We start from the raw sequence: 17,444 nt of genomic DNA on the forward strand, positions 1-17,444 counted from the left end.
GCTGCTGCATGTTAGAACTCAACGGTATTAAGCTCTCTTACGGCAGCACGCCGATCCTGAAAGGTGTCGATCTGTCGGTGAAACGCGGCGATGTGGTGTCGATCATCGGGCCAAGCGGCACCGGTAAAACTACGCTGCTGCGCTGCATTAACTATCTGGCCAAACCGGCGTCGGGCACCATTCAGCTCGATCAGATCCGCATGGATTATCAGTCACCGGATAAAGCGGCGATCCAGGCGATCCGCCTGCGTACCGCGATGGTGTTCCAGCAGTTCAACGTGTTCAAAAACATGACGGTGCTGGAAAACGTGATGGATCCGCTGATCGTCATTCAACGCAAAAGCAAGCAGCAAGCGCGCGATATCGCCGTGCAGGAGCTGGATCGCGTCGGATTGGGCGCCAAGCTCGATCACTATCCATCGCAGCTTTCCGGTGGGCAGCTACAGCGTACCGGCATCGCCCGCGCACTGGCGGTGCGTCCTGATGTGATGCTGTTTGATGAACCAACTTCATCGCTCGATCCGGAGCTGGTGGGCGAGGTGCTGAAAGTGATTAAAGATGTGGCGTCCTCCGGCATTACCTCGCTGCTGGTGACACATGAAATGCAGTTCGCCAAAAGTATTTCGAACCGCATCGTCTTTATGGATCAGGGCGTGGTGGCCGCGCAGGGCAGCCCGACTGAGATGTTCGATAATCCAACCCTGCCGCGACTTGCTCAGTTCCTCAATTCAGAGCGCGTATTCTAATAATTAAAGGAATCAACGACATGCCTGCAATCAAAACCACATTACGTCGCCTGGCCGCGCCTGGCATCATCGCGCTGGCACTGATCAGCGGTAACAGCTTCGCGGATGCGGTGCGCACCATCAAAATTGCCACCGCAGCGGAATCTAAACCGCTGTCGTGGGGCGCGATTGGTCACGAGCCGCAGGGCTACGAGCCGGACGTGCTGAAAGCCATCAACGCCAAACTGCCGCAGTACAAATTCGTGATGGAAGGTGCGGCGGATATCGCCCAGGAAACCGGCCTCGCGACTGGCAAATATGACATGGCAACCGGCGGTTACTACAAAGCGCCAACGCGTAGCAAACAGTTCCTGATCCCGGATGCGCCGATCGGTGCCAGCCTGATGAAGATCTACAGCCGCAGCGATAGCACCATCAACAGCATGAAAGATCTGGTTGGCAAGAACATCGTTCCAGTCACCGCCGGCGGCGGCGTGTACAAATTCGTGACGCAGTGGCAGCAGGAAAACCCGAACGACAAGGTTGAGATCAAAGCCTCGAGCGCTGGCGTGCCTTATCCGGACCGTCTGAAAGAGGTGCAGCGTGGCAAATATGATGCGCTGATCCTGCCTTCGAACCTTGGCGAGCAAACGGTGATCGACAACCAGAAACTGGCAATCAAAGCCAGCGAGCCGGTGGCCATCAACAATACCTACGTGCTGATTCACCGTTCGGCCGAGAACCAGGCGCTGAATGATGACATCAACAAAACGCTGCAACAGCTGAAAGCCGACGGCACGCTGGATAAGCTGGCGCAGAAGTGGTTTGGCGAAGACGTTTCTAAGTATATGAAGTAAGCGATTCACTGTGCTCGATGATGCGTTGGAAAGGGCGGGCCAAAGGCCGCCCCTACAACGCATTCACCGGCTCTTTTTTAGCAGGAGTGTTTCACCGTGAATCTGACTTCGATGATTCCCGAGCTGCTCTCGGCGCTGCCGTTGACGCTTGGCATAATGTTTGTCGCGATGATCGTCGGGTTCTTCCTGGCGCTGATCGCCACCGTATTCCGCGTGCGCCGCATCCCGGTCATCAGCCAGTGTGTCGATTTGTATGTCTCGTACGCGCGCAGCGTGCCGGTGGTGCTGCAGCTGTTTGTCGCTTTTTATGGCTTGCCGCTGGTGGCCGAGCAGTTTGGCTTCAGCGATTTTGTCACCGCCAATATCGCGGCGATGATTGGCCTGAGCCTCTATCACGGCGGTTATCTGTCGGAAGTGATGCGCCCGGCATTTCTCGCCGTGGAGAGCGGCCAGCATGACGCCGCCGACAGCATGGGCTACAGCTTTCGCCAGAAAATGCTGCGCATTGTTGGTCCGCAAGCGGTGCACTATGCGCTGCCGGGTTACGGCAATGCGATTATCTATCTGATTCATAACGTGGCGCTGGTGATGTACATCGGTGCGGCGGATGTGATGGCGACTGCGCATCTGATCATGGAACGCGACTACAACCAATATCAGTTCGGCACTTATCTGGTGCTGGCGGTGCTCTATTCGCTGCTGTGCGGCGTAGCCTGGTTGATTATCCGTTTCTTCGAACAACGTCACGCGAAGTACAGCTCGAAAACCGCTGCACGCGTCAAATTCACCAGCGTCTGATGAGGGAGAGAAACCATGTTTGATCTTGAGGTTTTGCTGCCGGACTTCTGGAGCATTCTCGATGCGGTGCCGGTGACGTTGCTGATGGCAGTAACGGTGTTTATCTGCTCGACGCTGCTCGGCGGGCTGTTTGCCTTCATTGAACATCGCCGCATTCCAGTGCTGCGCCAGTTGGTGATCGCTTACAAGATTGCCTTCAAAGGCGTGCCGATGGTGGTGGTAATTTTCCTCGCCTATTACGGTTTGCCACCGGCGCTGGACTTCGTTGCCACACTGTTTGGCGTGAAAGTGAATGCGCACTCGCTGCCGAACTGGGTGATCATCATCGTCGCCCTGAGCGCCTGCGTCGCGGCGTTTCAGGCGGAAGTGTGGAAGGGCGCGCTTAACTCGTTTGATAGCGGACAATCGGATGCGGCGCTGTCGCTCGGCTACAGCGGCGGCCAGCTGTTCCGCCGCGTGATGTTCCCGCAGATTATCGTGGCGGCGATTCCCGATCTGGCCAACGCCTTTATGGTGATCATGAAAGCGCTGTCGCTGGCGTTTGCCATCGAAGTGGTGGATATCTTTGCTCAGGCGCAGCTGACGGCGGCGCTGAATTTCTACTATCTCGAAGCCTTCCTGGTGGCGGTGGTGTTTTATATGGTGATTGCGTATGTGGTCACCAAGATCGCCGATAAGATCGAGGCGAGATTGCGGGTGCGGACGTAAACCCAGGTCGCCATAAATGGCGACCCTACGGGATGAGTGCGGGGTAAGGTTTTTGTAGGGTGCGCATTCATGCGCACCTTTTTTTATGCTCGCTACAAACTTTCATTCTGCAAGTAACTTGCAAAATGAAAGTCACTCTGCAACAGTATCCGACATCACACCGATGTCGGATAACCAACCTTGAAAAACCAACCGCTCTACAACATGCCTTGTCCCATTGCACGCAGCCTTGGGCGCATTGGCGATGGCTGGAGCATACTGATCATGCGCGATGCGCTGGCCGGTTTTACCCGCTTCGATGAGTTCCAGAAAAGCAGCGGCGTGGCGCCCAACATCTTGTCGCGGCGGCTGAAAGAGCTGGTGGACGATGGCTTGCTGGAGAAGGTGTGTTACAGCACCAGCCCGGCACGCTTCGAATATCACCTGACGGCTGTTGGCCGCGATTTTCGCGGTGTGATTCTGGCGCTGACCGAATGGGGCAGCACCCATTTCTCGCCGGAAGGTCGTCAGATGCAGCTGGTGGAAACCGCCACGCAGCGCCCGGTGAAGATGCAGATGGTCGATAGCGAAAACGGTCAGCCGCTGACGCTGGATAAATATCAGATGGTGCCCGGCCCGGCAGCAGAGCCGATGATGCACTATCGCCATGATTATCTGCAGAAAAAACGCGCTGGAGATAACACCCAGAAATTCGCGCCGCCAGCGCTGCAATCATCATGCTGAGGTGCAACTCAGCACCTGCAGATTAAGGAGTTAAAGATGAAACGAATTGTCATTACCGGCATGGGGCTGGTATCGCCGCTGGGTTGCGGCACGGAAGCGGTTTGGCAGTCGCTGCTGGCGGGAAAATCGGGCATTAGCGCCTTGCCGCCGGAGATGGTGCAGGATATCGCGTGCAAAGTGGCGGGACAGGTGCCGACGCTGGAGCAGGATCCACAACATGGTTTCAATCCCGACGGCATTATTGCCGCCAAAGATCGCAAGAAGATGGATCGCTTTATCGAGTTCGCGCTGGTGGCGGCGCATGAAGCGCTGACGCAGGCCAACTGGTTCCCACAGGACAGCGCGCAGCAGCAGCGCACCGCCACGGTGATCGCCACCGGCATCGGCGGTTTTAACGAGATCGCTAACGCGGTAGAAACCACCGCCGAGCGTGGGCCGCGCCGTCTGTCGCCGTTTACCATTCCTTCGTTCCTCGCCAATCTGGCGGCCGGACACGTTTCGATTGCGCACGGTTTTCGTGGGCCGATTGGCGCGCCGGTAACGGCTTGTGCGGCGGGTGCGCAGGCGATTGGCGATGCGGCACGAATGATTCGCAGTGGCGAAGCGGATATCGCGCTGTGCGGTGGCACCGAAGCAGCGATCCATCGCGTGAGCCTGGCCGGATTTGCTGCAGCGAAAGCGATGTCAGGCGGTTTTAACGATCGTCCTGAGCAGGCTTCACGTCCGTTTGATCGTGACCGCGACGGTTTTGTTATGGGCGAGGGCGCGGGATTGCTGGTGATTGAATCGCTGGAACATGCAGAGGCGCGCGGCGCAATACCGCTGGCGGAGCTGGTAGGTTACGGCACCAGCGCCGATGCTTACCATCTCACTGCCGGTCCGGAAAATGGCGAAGGCGCGCGTCGGGCGATGGAAACCGCGCTGGCGCAGGCGGGCATTACCGCGAGCGAGGTGCAGCATATTAATGCGCATGCCACGTCGACGCCGGTCGGCGACAAGGGCGAACTGGCCGCAATTAGCGCGCTGTTCGCTGGCAGCAAGGTGGCGATCACTTCCACCAAATCGGCCACCGGACATTTGCTCGGTGCGGCGGGCGGCGTAGAAGCGATCTTCTCGATTCTGGCGCTGCGCGATCAGGTTGCTCCGCCGACGCTGAATCTGCAGCATCCGGATGAAGCGGCAGCCGGGCTGAATCTGGTGGCGCTAAAACCGCAGCCAACGGCGATGACCTATGCGCTCTCCAACGGTTTTGGCTTTGGCGGTGTGAATGCCAGTTTGTTGTTTAAAGCCTGGCAATAGGTTTTCTGATGCACGTCAGTTAAGCGTAAAACGGTCGTTTGGACAGGTTTTCGTAGGGTGCGCATTCATGCGCACCTTCCTATAATACGGCAACGATAGCGCGCAGGAATGGCCCCCTTTGAGCACTGAAATTGCAACCCAGCAGCTGGCGGAAGAGCTCCGTCAGCTGATTAGTCACTTCGTACGCAACGTCCGCGTCAGCACCGCGACCGTGCGCACCTCGCAATATGAAACCCTGGATCTGCTCGATAGCCATGACGCGCTCTCTATCGCCGATCTCGCGCGTCTGCGCGGCGTGAAGCATCAAAGCATGCGTTTAGTGATCAACGAGTTGGAGGCGCAAGGTTTGGTGCTGCGGCAAAAAAGCGCGCATGACGCGCGGGCGCAGGTGATCGTGTTGAGCGATCAGGCACGCGCTGCGCTGGCCGACGCACGTGAACAGCGCGCAGCGTGGATTGCGGCGCGCATCGATGCAACGCTCGGGCAGCAGGATCGCGACGATCTGCAAAAAGGGCTGGCTGCGTTACGCAAACTGCTGTAGCTGCGCCATCACCGCCGCCAGCGTGTTCATGCCCCAATGCTCCGCGTATTTTCCCTGTTCAATTCGCACCATATCAATCACCGCAATGGTTACAGGTAAACCGGTGGGTGCGATGCCCATCAGCGATCCGTTGTGAACGCCGGTTATCGTTTTGCGCGTGGTGACCCAATCGCGCTCGGCGATTTGAGCTTCTATATGCACCTGTAGATCGGAGAAAGCGGGGCGCAGGATCTTATCGAAAGTGTGCCAGAGACTTTCGCGATCGCTGGGTGCGCCCGCTGGCGCTGAGCGGTTAATGAAGTTTTCGGCAACGAGTTGATCGAAAGCCTGGCGGTCGCCTTCGGCAATCACCTGCTGATTGAAGCGACGTACAACGGCTTTGTTTAGTTCTGACATGGGGAAGTCTCCGTTAAATATATACAGTTTAACTGTATATATTTAACGGCAAGTTGGAAGGGGGAGTTTGATAGCTTGTGCGGTGTGTTTGGTTGGGAAGGTCGCCATGAATGGCGACCCTACGATGGCGCAAATGTGCGCACCGCGTAAAACTCAGCGCTTGCCCAGCGCTTCCCACAATCCCAGCAGATAGGTGGTGCCCAGCGCGCGGTCGTACAAGCCGTAGCCCGGACGGCCGGTTTCGCCCCAGATAAAGCGGCCGTGATCCGAACGGATGTAGCCATCGAAGCCGTTGTCATGCATCGACTGCAGCACTTTATACATATCCAGCGAACCGTATTCCGTTGGGTGCGCGCACTCGTAGAAATCTTTATCCTGAATAATCTTGATGTTACGCACATGGGCAAACGGAATGCGTTTGCGGCGCGAGAATTCAGCCAGAATAGCGTACACATCATTACTCGGATCTTCGGCAATCGATCCGGTACACAGCGTGATGCCGTTGGCCTCAGAATCGACCACGTTACAGATCCAGTCGAGATCGTCGCGGTTCTTCACCACGCGCGGCAGGCCGAAGATCGAATACGGTGGATCGTCCGGGTGGATCGCCATCTTCACGCCCACTTCTTCACATACCGGGATCACCGCTTTCAGGAAGTAAGAGAGGTTTTCGCGCAGTTTCGCGTCATCCACATCTTTGTATTGAGCAAACAGATCCTGCACTTTTGCCAGACGTTCCGGTTCCCAGCCCGGCAGGGCGAAACCGTTGGAGTTGCCCAGCACTTCCTGTACTACTTCGTCGAGGCTCTTATCGATGCCTTTCTTCTCGAACGCCATGGTGAGCGAGCCGTCTGGCAGCACGTAGTTCATGTCGGTCTTCATCCAGTCGAACACCGGCATGAAGTTGTAGCAAATCACCTTCACGCCAACCTCGGCCAGGTTGCGGATGCTCTGCTTATAATTTTCGATATATTGGTCGCGGCTCGGCAGACCGATTTTGATGTCGTCGTGAATGTTGACGCTTTCGATCACTTCCACGGTGAGCCCGGCGGCATGCACCTGCTCAACCAGCGCGTTAATCTTCTCTTTCGGCCAGGTTTCGCCCACCGGCACGTCATACAGCGCGCCCACTACGCCGCGCACGCCCGGCACCTGACGAATATATTCCAGCGAAACTTTATCTTCTTTCGGACCAAACCAACGCATTGTCAGTTGCATAATGTCATCCACCGTTATCGTGTCTGTGATAACTGATAAACTACCATTCTAGTAAACATCATGACAGCACGGTGCGTTCAATAAGCCTTGATCCGCGTCACAGAACACAATTTATCCGCATTAAGCGAGGCTCAAAGATGCACGGCCAGATCGCTGAAATGCTCTTTGTATTTGAAGAGTTCCAGATCGGATCGCAGCCCCAGTTTGCGCAGCGCGGTCTGCTTTTGCCCGCTGATGGTTTTGCGACTGCGCGCGTATTTACCGGCGATTTGCGTGACGCTTAAGCCGTCAAGATAGCAGCGGATCACTTCCAGCTCGCGCGGGCTTAGCTCACGTAGCAGCAATGCAATGTCATCGCCGAGCTCGCGCGGCAGCAGGTAATCATGCATTTCCCGGTCGCTTTCCTGAAACTTGTCCATCTCCAGCAACATGTCGCGGGTGAGAAAACGCTTGTTACGGCAAACCTGGTGCAAGGCGGCAATCAGCACTTCCTGATCTTCGCTTTTACCCACAAAGCCATGTACACCTGCTTTCAACAGCAACTGGACTATCGCGGGTTTTTCCACCGCTGAGGAAACCAAAATTTTCATCTCCGGATAACGCACGCGCAGCTGTTTTACCATCTGCAGGCCATCGAGTTCCTCCTCGCCAAGCATGTAGTCCAACACCAGGACATCTACTGAGTGACGCTGTAAAAAAGCCATCAACTGCTGACGCTGAGAGAAAGCACCCGCCAGATCCAGCAGCGCTTCCTGCGCCAGTCGGTACTGAATAGCTTTGCCGATCAGTGGATGATCATCTAATACGGCAACCTGCCAGATTGCATCTTGTTTCATGGTTTCACCTCATTATTGGGATTCTTTTTCAGTGCGTGATGGAAGAGCGCTTCCAGTTCTGCAACTGCGGTGGTAACTGCGGGTATCAGTTGTTGCAAAAACACACTCTCTCGTTGCTCTGCTGCCTGTTCGGCGGCGAGGCAACTCTGTTGCAGACTTTCAGCTCGCAGCAATTTGGCGCTGCCGAGTAATTGATGTGCGGCGTGGCGTGCACCCGCGAAATCCTCTGCCAGAGCGGCTTGCTGCAGTTGGGCAAGGTCGCGCGCATTTTGTTGCTGTGCGGTGGTGACCAGATCGCACCAGGCTTGCGGATCGTTGGCTGCCAGGTTTTCCAAAGTGAGCAGGGTTTCATTGCGTGTACTGCTGGCGATATTGCCAGTGACCACCCGCAGCAGTTGCGTGCGCTCCAGCGGTTTAAACAGGCAACCATCCATGCCAGCCTGCGTCGCGAGTTGTGCTACGCGCTCTTCGGCCATCGCCGTCAGGCCATAAATCGGTACCGCACGCCGGTTTAGTAGCTTCTCCTCAATACGTAACTGGCGGGTAAATTCAAAGCCATCCATGCCGGGCATATTGCAGTCGGTGATGACGCGATCAACTTCGTGTTCGCGCCACAATGCCAGCGCCTCTTCACCGCCTTCCGCCACCAGCACATGATGTCCGGCGTAACGCAGTTGCTGCGCCAGCAGCAGGCGATTAGTGGCGTTGTCATCGACAATTAGCATTCTGAGTGACACCTGCGGATGTTCCTCCACCGGCTCAACTTCTGCGTCGGTCAACGTCGCAGGCTGGGCGGTAAAGCGCAGCATGAATACGCTTCCTACATTCGGTTCACTCTCTACATGCAACTCGGTGCCCAGCATCACCGCCAGGCGACGGCAAATGTTGAGGCCAAGGCCGGTACCACTGACGCGATTAGTGCCCTGATCAACCTGAATAAAGGGTTCGAAAATGGCTTTTTGTTGCTCGGGTGTCAGGCCAACGCCGCTGTCACACACTTCCAGTACGTATTCGGGTTTGCTGACTTCGGCCTGATACAACGCCACTTCAACTTCGCCATGCGTAGTGAACTTGATGGCATTACTGACCAGATTCGCCAGGATTTGCTTTAGCGCAACGGGATCAAACAGCACTGCATCTTGATCGATATCCAGCATTACATTCAGTGCCAGCCCTTTGTTATGGGCCACCTGGCGAAAGAGCGCTTCGGTATCGTGCACCACATCGCTTAGCGACATCGGCAGAAGACGAATGCTGAAATGGCCGGATTCGATTTTCGCCAGGTCGAGTATGTCGCCCACCAGTGACAGCAGCGAACGTGAAGATTGCCACGCCAAATCGATATTTTTCTGTCGTTGCTGGGGATCGCTTTGGCCTAAATGCTCAATCTCTAGCAAGCCAATCAGCGCCGCGAGCGGGGTGCGAATTTCGTGACTCATATGTGAGAGAAACGTGCTTTTGGCCTCGCTAGAGCGCAACGCAGCCCGTTTGGCCTTATGGACATCATCCAGCAGGGTTTCGATGTAGTGCAGTTGGCTACTCATTTCTCGCTCATGCTGGCGTTGCTTCGCCAGCGAAGACTTCAGCAGATGGTTGCGGCACAGGAAAAACAGCAGGCAGACGCCAGCCACGGCAACGATGCGCAGCACGTAGCTGCGATAGCTCTGCCATGAAGTGCTGGTGGCCGGTGGCGTGTATTTGATCCAACGCTCCATCAGAGATTGCATCGTAGGTTGGGGAATATCCGACAATGCTTTATTCAGGATTGAGATGAGGTGTTCATCCGCCGCATTGGCGGCCATCGCCATGCGAAACATCGGCAACGGCGCGACAAACGCCACTCTGAAGCGGTCATTGAAGTGGTTATTCAGTAAATATTGCGCGGATTCATAAGGCACGATAAAGCCGTCAACCTGCTTATCCTGTAGCTGCCCGAGTGCATCGATTGAAACGGCATTTTCACTAAAATCGATGGCAGGCCAGCGCTGACGCAGATCAAAACGATAATAGGAGCGCTCATAAATACCGATGCGTTTACCTGCCATCTCATCAAAGCTGCGCCATTTGCTGTCGCTGCGTGTCATCACTACCCAGGGCGAATAGATATAGGTGCGCGTATAGCGGATGTGATCGCTTTGCTGGGAAGCGGCATCGCTCACAACGATCAGAGAATCGCGTTGGTTAACCAGCGCATCGCGCATGGAGCTCAAACCTTGCATCGGTTGGTAACGAAAGCGGATACCGGTGCGCTGTGAGATGAGTTTCAGCAACTCCACGCTCAGCCCGGCGATGCGCTGCTTGCCATCCAGAAAGGTGAAAGGCAGATGTGTCGGATCATAATTCACCGTGATGTCCCGGTGCTGCGCCAGCCAGCGCGTCTCGGCTTCGCTTAGATCCAGCGGATGGTTTTTCACCACAGACTGATAATCCAGTCCCCATGCTTCCGCGATCTGTACTGCGTTACGCAGCGGAATATTGGTCAGAATCTCATTAATCGCGGCGATCAATGGCGCATTGTTGGCGCGTGTGGCAAAGCGAGCATCCACGTCGTTCATGTAAGGCGTGCTATGACCTTCAATAATGTTCTGCAGACCGCGCTGTGACAAATAACGTTGTGTAGCAGAGTTGCTCCAGAACACGGTGTCTTCATTTAAGGCTGTATCGGTATACGCCCAGAGTGGAGGCGACGCGGGAGCTAAGCTCGCATTGGGGTAACGTTTATGCAGCAGATCTCGCAACTCATCATCGCCGTAGTACATCAGGCGATAGCGGCTGTCTTTTAATTCGCGATCAAATTTTGCCTGACGACGGCTGATCAACACACTTTGCGCCAGTGAATACGGAATGCTGAGCGCCAGTTTCGTCTCGTGATTGGCGGCCTGCGGATAATAGGGAATCAGATCGACTTGCTTGTTATTGAGCGCATCAACCAACTCCAGCCGAGTCTTATAGCGTTTGATTTCCACTGGCAGGTTAAGCGTTTTGGCGACGATGGCGAGGTAATCGGCGGATAGCCCCTCAAAAGCATTCTTTTCAAATTCCACCGAATAAGGCGGTAAAGTATGGCTCCAGACGCCCACGCGTAATACCGCATGGCGCGCCAGCCAGCGCTGGCTTTCAGGATTGAGGGTGACTTCCGGAGAAATCAATCCGTAACGTGGCGTGAAGTTGAGTGTGGAAGCACCCCAGGCAGAGAAGCACCAGCCCAACAGGAAAATCATGCTCAGAATGCGTTTGCCCACGAATCAACTCTCAACCATCTATGTCAGCGTTCTGCACCGCCAGCGTGGCCGCGCAACCTTCTGACGGTGTGTTAGCTGCGTCAGGTTTCATCACATAGCGGCACGCAACTCTGCAGGAATTAAATGTCAGTTAAGAAATATCTGAAAAATGGTGCGCGGATAACAATAGGTGAGTTGAGATGTTTAAGCAGATGAATAACGTAGAGTTTATTAAATGCTGGTACTTAAGTAAGTTTAGTCAGCTGTTTTCACTGGAAACTTTCGACGTAACTCCTGAAGTTTCTCCAATTTACCGCTGCTAATCGGCTTTTCATTTGTTTTATTTACAGAAACTTCCTGGCAGGCAAAATAGCGCTTATTTCCTCTCCATCAGCCGACCATGTCAGAAGAAGCGCTACGTCAGCAGATTCAGAACCTGAAAAAGCATAATGCGCGATTAAAGCGTATAGCGCATGACGCGCGTAATAAGCTGAGTGCAGCGCTGGATGGAACCGGTTTATGTTTGTGGCAGCTGGATATTCCCAGCGGCAAACTGGTGATTTTTAACCGCCGCTGGGGCGCGATGCTGGGTTTTCAGCCGAAAGAGACCAAAGCCCAGTTTGATGTGTGGCGCGATCGCCTGCATCCGGATGACGCCGACGAAGTGCTGAAAGCCTTTTACGATCATATAGAAGGGCGCGCGCCTTACTACGAAGCGCTGCACCGCATGCTGGGCAAGAACGACAACATCAAATGGGTGCTGGATCGCGGACGCGTCACCGAATGGGACGAAGCGGGTAATCCGATCAAAGTCACCGGCACGCACATCGATATGACCAAAGAGAAGCAGTACGAAGCGCAGCTCTCATCGCTGGCGCATCACGATCCGCTTACCGGACTGACCAACCGCCACGCGCTGCATACGCAGTTCAGCAAGATGAAAGCGCAGGGACCGCTGTGTGTGGCGTTTATCGATCTTGATAACTTCAAACACGTTAACGACACGCTGGGGCATCGCAGCGGTGATGAGGTGTTGATTCAGCTGGGTCAGCGCATCACCGACGTGTTGCCACCAAACGTGGTGATTGGCCGACTTGGCGGCGATGAGTTTGTGCTGCTGATGCCGTTCCTGATCGACTATCCGAAAGTACGCATTTTGCTGCAGGCGGTGCTGGATGCTGCGCTGACGCCGTTTGATATTGATAACGGCCATGCGCAGATTGGTGCATCGATTGGTATTGCCCAGGTACAGGAACGCGACAGCTTCGATGAGGCGCTGACGCGCGCCGATGAGGCGATGTATCAGATCAAGAAGAACGGTAAGCAGGGTTTTGGGTTGGCGGGTTGATGTAGGGTCGCCATTCATGGCGACCGTTTCACATATTGCGCATTTGGTCGCCATAAATGGCGACCCTACGACAACGGTTTGGCCTCTTACTTAAAACGCAAAACACGAGCATCCCAGCGCCCCCCAGAACGCATTATTATCCGACACCGGCACCGATGACTGGCGCGCCACATCGTGCGAGTGACTGTGCACGCCACACGGGCCGCTGCACTGGTGTACTTTTGGTATCATGGCGGCGCGACCATTCGCTTGCGGCGGTGCGCTGCGATAGTGGCCTGGCACCGTCACTACCGGCGACCATTCAGGCAGCACCGGCACGGGCGGCGGTGACAGCGGCGTAAATCCGCCTGCGGCATACACCACTTCGCCATCCACCAGCGTCAGCACCGACTCAATCCCTTTGATCTCCTCTTCCGGCACGCTGAAGAAATCTTTCGACAGTAGCACCAGATCCGCCAGCTGCCCGACCTTAATCTCGCCTTTAGCGCTTTGCTCGTTCGAGAACCAGGCGCTGCCTTTGGTCCACAGCATCAGCGCGGTTTCGCGGTCAATACGCGCATTGTCATCGTACAGCTGCATGCCGCCGACGGTGCGCCCGGAGACCAGCCAGTAGAGCGCGGTCCACGGGTTGTAGCTGGCAACGCGGGTAGCATCAGTGCCCAATCCCACCGGCACGCCGGCTTCCAGCATGCGCGCCACCGGCGGCGTCTGTTTGGCGGCCTCTTTGCCGTAGCGATCAACAAAATATTCGCCCTGAAACGCCATACGATGCTGCACCGCCAATCCGCCGCCCAGCGCTTTAACCCGCTCGATATTGGCTTCGGTGATGGTTTCTGCGTGGTCGAAGAACCAGTGCAAGCCGTTGAACGGAATGTCGCGGTTCACTTTTTCGAACACGTCGAGCATGCGGCTGATCGATTCGTTGTAAGTCGCATGCAGGCGGAACGGCCAGCGATGCTCTACCAGATGTCGCACCACGCGCTCCAGCTCATCTTCCATGCCCGGCGCGAGATCGGGGCGCGGTTCGAGGAAGTCTTCAAAGTCTGCCGCTGAGAACACCAGCATTTCGCCCGCGCCGTTGTGGCGCAGGAAATCGGTGCCCTGACCGGGTTTCAGCATATCGGTCCACTTCTCAAAGTCCTGCAGTTCGTGGCCGGGATTCTGGGTAAACAGGTTGTAGGCGATGCGCACCGTCAGCTGCTTTTTGGCATGCAGTTCGGAAATCACATCGTAATCATCTGGAAAGTTTTGGAAACCGCCGCCCGCGTCAATGGCGCTGGTCAGGCCGAGGCGATTGAGCTCGCGCATAAACTGACGCGTGGAGTTAACCTGCTGTTCCAGCGGTAATTTTGGACCTTTCGCCAGCGTGGCGTACAGCAGCATGGCGTTGGGACGGGCGATTAGCATGCCGGTAGGATTGCCATTGCTGTCACGCTGGATCTCGCCGCCCGGCGGGTTCGGCGTGTCTTTGGTGTAGCCGACCACGCGCAGCGCCGCACGGTTGAGCAGGGCGCGATCGTAGAGATGCAGGATAAATACCGGCGTGTCCGGCGCGGCGGCGTTGATCTCATCCAGCGTCGGCATGCGGCGTTCGGCAAACTGGAACTCACTCCAGCCGCCGACTACGCGCACCCATTGCGGCGACGGCGTACGCAGCGCCTGATCGCGCAGCATGCGCAGCGCATCCACCAGCGACGGTACACCTTCCCAGCGCAACTCAAGGTTGTAATTCAGCCCGCCGCGAATCAGATGCAGGTGCGAATCATTGAGGCCGGGAATGCCGGTATGGCCTTTGGCATCAATAATCTGTGTGTTATTGCCGGCGAAGCGCATCACCTCGGCTTCGCTGCCCACGGCAAGGAATTTGCCGTCTTTAATCGCCACGGCGCTTGCCAGCGGATTAGTGCGATCGACGGTGTGAAACTTGCCGTTAGTAAAAATCAGTGAGGCCGTTGTCATCATCATTCTCCAAAAGATTTCGCGTTGCGGGCTGAGTCAGTGTTAAAGCGCTTGCTTCGTTGGTTAAAAAAATACGAAATGAGAGCGTTTATTGATAACGGATTGTTTTGGGGTTGTTGTTCAACAATTTTTGGGGAGGATTGGCCATGCGTTTAAACCTTGAGGCGCTGTTGATTTTGGACGCACTGGATCGCCACGGCACCTTTGCTGCCGCAGCGGCGCGGCTGTTCAAAACCGCGTCTGCATTGAGCTACACCGTGCAGAAAATGGAGAGCGATCTCAAAATCACGCTGCTCGATCGTTCCGGCCATCGCGCCACCTTTACGCCCACCGGCCGCCTGATGCTGGAGAAAGGGCGCACGCTGCTGCGCGCGGTGAATGAGCTGGAACAGCAGGCGCGCTACGTGGAGAGCGGTTGGGAGAGCCAGCTGGTAATAAGCGTAGATGCATCGGTGCCGTTTAGCATTTTGACGCCGCTGATCGATGAGTTTTATCAGGAGCATCCGCACACCCAGCTGCAATTCCGCCAGGATGTCCTTTCCGGCTGCTGGGAAGCGCTCAACTACGGCGAAGCGGACATTGTCTTTGGCGCGGTGCAGGAACCCGCCACGCGCAAAGAGATTGTCTGCCAGCCGCTGGGTTGGCTCGAGTATGTGTTTGCCGTCGCGCCTAATCATCCGCTCGCTACCGCGCCGGAACCACTGCCGCGCGAGCAGATCCGCCAGTATCGCGCCGTTACGGTGCATGACTCTTCGCGCCACGGCACGGGCATTGATTTACGCGTGCTGGATGAGCAGAAAACCCTGAGCGTGCATGATTTCCCTACCAAACTGCAGGCACAGCTGGATGGCCTTGGCTGCGGCTATCTGCCGCTTTATCTGGCGCTTCCACATCTGGCAAGCGGGGCGTTGGTGGCGCGTCAGCTGGATAGCGAATGCCGCCGCGATATGGCGTATCTGGCGTGGAATGAAAGCGCCTGCGGTAATGCGGCAACCTGGTGGCGCGAGCGCTTACTCACGCTGCCAGGTTTGCGCGATGTCTATCTGCCGGCTTAATCAGATGGCGATATGGTGGCTGACCAACGGCGCTTCCTCGCCCTGATGGTATTGCAGCACCGTCTGCTGTAACTCGGCATCAGCGTGGGAAACGCGCTGGTGCTGGCGTAAATGCTCCTGCCACGACTCAACCAAAAACCACTCCAGCAACGCGTTGGGATCGTCGGTTTGCGCCATCAATCCCCATGAATACGCGCCGTCGCGACGACGTGCATGCGCCAGCTTGTGGATTGCCTGTTTGAAGGCAGCGCGATCTTCCGGCAGCACGCGATAGCGGATCTGAATCAACACCGGCCCGCGACGCACATCGGTATCGGCATCCAGCTGCGGTTCCGCCCAGTGCAGCGACGGTTGCAGGTCGGCTTCACCAGCGGGCAACACCAGACGCTTCAGCAGCAGCGCGCTAATAATCAATCCCGCACCGGCAATCAGCAGCGTATTGCCGAGTCCCGCATGCTGCGCAATCAGGCCCCACGCCAAACTGCCGCCCGCCAGCGTGCCGTTGAACACCATCAAATAGACGGCTAATCCGCGACCGCGCACCCAATCCGGCAGCACTGCCTGCGCCACGCCGTTTAAGGTGGTTAGCGCGATGATCCAGCCCACGCCCAGCACCAGCATCAATAGCAGCGCCAGCCACTGCGGCGGACTGAACGCCAGCGCCAGCATCACCAGCGCACTCAGCAGCGCCGAGAGCAGCAGCAAGCCATCGTTACTCAGCACGCTGCGCAGGCGCGGCAGCAGTAGCGCACCGGCAATCGCACCGCCGCCGACCGCACCGAGCAGCAGGCCGTAGAAGCCTGCGGTGCCGTGCAGCATGCTGCGCGCCACCAGCGGCAGCAGCGCCCAAATAGCGCTGGCAAAAGCGAAGTAGAGCGCGGCACGCAGCAGCACGCGGTGCAGATCGTGGCTGGCCCGCACATAGCGTAGCCCGGCACGAAACGCGCCAAAGAAGTGTTCATTCAGTTCGGTTTTGGCTTTCGCTGGGCGCTTCCACAACAGCAGCGCGGCGATGACGAAAAAGTAGCTCGCCACATCGGCGCCATAAGCCGCCATCGCTCCCAGACTTGCCAGCAGCAAACCGCCGGTCGCCGGACCAATGGCGCGCGCGATATTGATGCCGAGCGAGTTGAGCGCCACGGCGTTTTTCAATTCATGGCGTGGCACCAGTTCTGGCACAATCGCCTGCCAGGCGGGACCAAATAGCGCTGCGCCAATGCCGCCGACGAAGGTCAGGCCGATCAACCATTCCACGGTGAGCCAGTTGTTGTGCGATAGCAGCAGCAAGGTGCCGCTGACGCTGGCCATGAGTATTTGCACTACAATCAGCAGGCGGCGGCGATCGACGATATCCGACAGCACGCCAGCCGGCAGCGCCAGCAGGAACACCGGCAAGGTGGCGGCGGTTTGCATCAGCGCCACCGCCGTGGGGTTATCGGAGAGTCCGGTCACCAGCCAGGCGCTGGCGACATCGCGGATAAAGCTGCCGGTGTTGCCGAGCACTGAAGCGGTCCAGATCAGGGCAAACAGCCCGTAACCAAAGGGTGAGAAAGCGCTGCTGCGCGACGTAGCGGAAGTGGGCTGGCTCATCATCATGTTCCTGTAAGAGAGGCGATGTAAGCACCTTACGAATCCCGCCGCGTGCTTGATAGCGGAAAAAATTCCTCAACTTGTTCAGGCTTTTTTGACAGCTTTGCAGCACCAAAAACCTTGAACAAGTTGTCAAAATCTCTGCTTTAGGTTTTTCCCATAGCTCGATG

The 17,444-nt window shown here is 56.4% G+C and carries 15 protein-coding genes; 9 read left to right on the plus strand and 6 right to left on the minus strand.

The genetic code is table 11. From position 1 onward, the window contains the following. The first annotated feature begins 8 nt into the window (after positions 1-8). The 7 genes from FHW71_RS14965 (at position 9) to FHW71_RS14995 (ending at position 5,651) form a co-directional block, all read left to right on the plus strand. Positions 9-746, plus strand: coding sequence for an amino acid ABC transporter ATP-binding protein (locus tag FHW71_RS14965; RefSeq protein ID WP_179452164.1), 738 nt, complete (start codon positions 9-11; stop codon positions 744-746). Between the two features lie 20 nt (positions 747-766). Beyond that, the gene (locus FHW71_RS14970) at positions 767-1,582 is read left to right on the plus strand and encodes a transporter substrate-binding domain-containing protein (RefSeq protein ID WP_154155229.1); all 816 of its coding nucleotides are present in this window, start codon (positions 767-769) and stop codon (positions 1,580-1,582) included. Positions 1,583-1,693: 111 nt separating this feature from the next. Next, positions 1,694-2,380, plus strand: coding sequence for an amino acid ABC transporter permease (locus FHW71_RS14975; protein WP_218889374.1), 687 nt, complete (start codon positions 1,694-1,696; stop codon positions 2,378-2,380). 15 nt (positions 2,381-2,395) lie between these two features. Next, positions 2,396-3,088: an amino acid ABC transporter permease gene (locus FHW71_RS14980; protein WP_061720264.1), complete on the plus strand. Its 693-nt coding sequence runs from the start codon at positions 2,396-2,398 to the stop codon at positions 3,086-3,088. Positions 3,089-3,268: 180 nt separating this feature from the next. Continuing rightward, positions 3,269-3,811: a helix-turn-helix domain-containing protein gene (locus FHW71_RS14985; protein WP_036649142.1), complete on the plus strand. Its 543-nt coding sequence runs from the start codon at positions 3,269-3,271 to the stop codon at positions 3,809-3,811. A gap of 36 nt (positions 3,812-3,847) precedes the next feature. After that, on the plus strand, positions 3,848-5,110 hold the full coding sequence (gene fabF / locus FHW71_RS14990; protein ID WP_179452166.1) for a beta-ketoacyl-ACP synthase II: 1,263 nt from the start codon (positions 3,848-3,850) through the stop codon (positions 5,108-5,110). Between the two features lie 118 nt (positions 5,111-5,228). Next, a complete protein-coding gene (locus tag FHW71_RS14995) occupies positions 5,229-5,651 on the plus strand; it encodes a MarR family transcriptional regulator (RefSeq protein WP_179452167.1) in 423 nt (140 codons plus the stop codon). On the opposite strand, the gene FHW71_RS15000 is transcribed toward FHW71_RS14995, so the two are convergent. From FHW71_RS15000 to FHW71_RS15015, 4 genes are all read right to left on the minus strand, one after another. Continuing rightward, positions 5,634-6,047, minus strand: coding sequence for an ester cyclase (locus FHW71_RS15000; protein ID WP_179452168.1), 414 nt, complete (start codon positions 6,045-6,047; stop codon positions 5,634-5,636). The two genes, FHW71_RS14995 and FHW71_RS15000, sit on opposite strands and share 18 nt — an antisense overlap. Before the next feature lie 153 nt (positions 6,048-6,200). Beyond that, complete coding sequence (uxuA, locus tag FHW71_RS15005) at positions 6,201-7,265, minus strand: mannonate dehydratase (protein ID WP_179452169.1); 1,065 nt, start codon at positions 7,263-7,265, stop codon at positions 6,201-6,203. Positions 7,266-7,396: 131 nt separating this feature from the next. Beyond that, positions 7,397-8,101 carry a response regulator transcription factor gene (locus FHW71_RS15010; protein ID WP_008107174.1) on the minus strand — a complete coding sequence of 235 codons (705 nt, stop codon included), beginning with the start codon at positions 8,099-8,101 and terminating at the stop codon, positions 7,397-7,399. Next, positions 8,098-11,343 (minus strand): transporter substrate-binding domain-containing protein, encoded by a 3,246-nt coding sequence (locus FHW71_RS15015; RefSeq protein WP_179452170.1) that lies wholly within the window; start codon positions 11,341-11,343, stop codon positions 8,098-8,100. The genes FHW71_RS15010 and FHW71_RS15015 overlap by 4 nt, the downstream gene beginning before the upstream one ends. Before the next feature lie 379 nt (positions 11,344-11,722). On the opposite strand from FHW71_RS15015, the gene FHW71_RS15020 reads away from it, so the two are divergent. Beyond that, positions 11,723-12,670 carry a sensor domain-containing diguanylate cyclase gene (locus tag FHW71_RS15020; protein ID WP_179452171.1) on the plus strand — a complete coding sequence of 316 codons (948 nt, stop codon included), beginning with the start codon at positions 11,723-11,725 and terminating at the stop codon, positions 12,668-12,670. A gap of 90 nt (positions 12,671-12,760) precedes the next feature. Here FHW71_RS15020 and FHW71_RS15025 read toward each other — a convergent pair whose 3' ends face one another. Next, positions 12,761-14,632 (minus strand): amidohydrolase, encoded by a 1,872-nt coding sequence (locus tag FHW71_RS15025; protein ID WP_179452172.1) that lies wholly within the window; start codon positions 14,630-14,632, stop codon positions 12,761-12,763. Positions 14,633-14,775: 143 nt separating this feature from the next. On the opposite strand from FHW71_RS15025, the gene FHW71_RS15030 reads away from it, so the two are divergent. Further along, positions 14,776-15,684: a LysR family transcriptional regulator gene (locus tag FHW71_RS15030; protein ID WP_179452173.1), complete on the plus strand. Its 909-nt coding sequence runs from the start codon at positions 14,776-14,778 to the stop codon at positions 15,682-15,684. Here the strand turns inward: FHW71_RS15030 and FHW71_RS15035 are convergent, their stop codons facing one another. Next, the gene (locus FHW71_RS15035; protein ID WP_179452174.1) at positions 15,685-17,274 is read right to left on the minus strand and encodes an MFS transporter; all 1,590 of its coding nucleotides are present in this window, start codon (positions 17,272-17,274) and stop codon (positions 15,685-15,687) included. Positions 17,275-17,444 lie beyond the last annotated feature (170 nt).

Source organism: Enterobacter sp. Sphag1F (genome assembly GCF_014193275.1).
Lineage (GTDB): Bacteria > Pseudomonadota > Gammaproteobacteria > Enterobacterales > Enterobacteriaceae > Pantoea > Pantoea symbiotica.

Excerpts from the sequence above, each read along its gene's own strand:
- FHW71_RS15030 (WP_179452173.1), top strand. The coding sequence starts at position 14,776 with ATGCGTTTAAACCTTGAGGCGCTGTTGATTTTGGACGCACTGGATCGC.
- FHW71_RS14965 (WP_179452164.1), top strand. The coding sequence starts at position 9 with ATGTTAGAACTCAACGGTATTAAGCTCTCTTACGGCAGCACGCCGATC.
- FHW71_RS15035 (WP_179452174.1), bottom strand. The coding sequence starts at position 17,274 with ATGAGCCAGCCCACTTCCGCTACGTCGCGCAGCAGCGCTTTCTCACCC.
- FHW71_RS14970 (WP_154155229.1), top strand. The coding sequence starts at position 767 with ATGCCTGCAATCAAAACCACATTACGTCGCCTGGCCGCGCCTGGCATC.
- FHW71_RS15025 (WP_179452172.1), bottom strand. The coding sequence starts at position 14,632 with ATGATGACAACGGCCTCACTGATTTTTACTAACGGCAAGTTTCACACC.
- FHW71_RS15020 (WP_179452171.1), top strand. The coding sequence starts at position 11,723 with ATGTCAGAAGAAGCGCTACGTCAGCAGATTCAGAACCTGAAAAAGCAT.
- FHW71_RS14975 (WP_218889374.1), top strand. The coding sequence starts at position 1,694 with ATGATTCCCGAGCTGCTCTCGGCGCTGCCGTTGACGCTTGGCATAATG.
- uxuA (WP_179452169.1), bottom strand. The coding sequence starts at position 7,265 with ATGCAACTGACAATGCGTTGGTTTGGTCCGAAAGAAGATAAAGTTTCG.
- fabF (WP_179452166.1), top strand. The coding sequence starts at position 3,848 with ATGAAACGAATTGTCATTACCGGCATGGGGCTGGTATCGCCGCTGGGT.
- FHW71_RS15010 (WP_008107174.1), bottom strand. The coding sequence starts at position 8,101 with ATGAAACAAGATGCAATCTGGCAGGTTGCCGTATTAGATGATCATCCA.
- FHW71_RS15000 (WP_179452168.1), bottom strand. The coding sequence starts at position 6,047 with ATGTCAGAACTAAACAAAGCCGTTGTACGTCGCTTCAATCAGCAGGTG.
- FHW71_RS14980 (WP_061720264.1), top strand. The coding sequence starts at position 2,396 with ATGTTTGATCTTGAGGTTTTGCTGCCGGACTTCTGGAGCATTCTCGAT.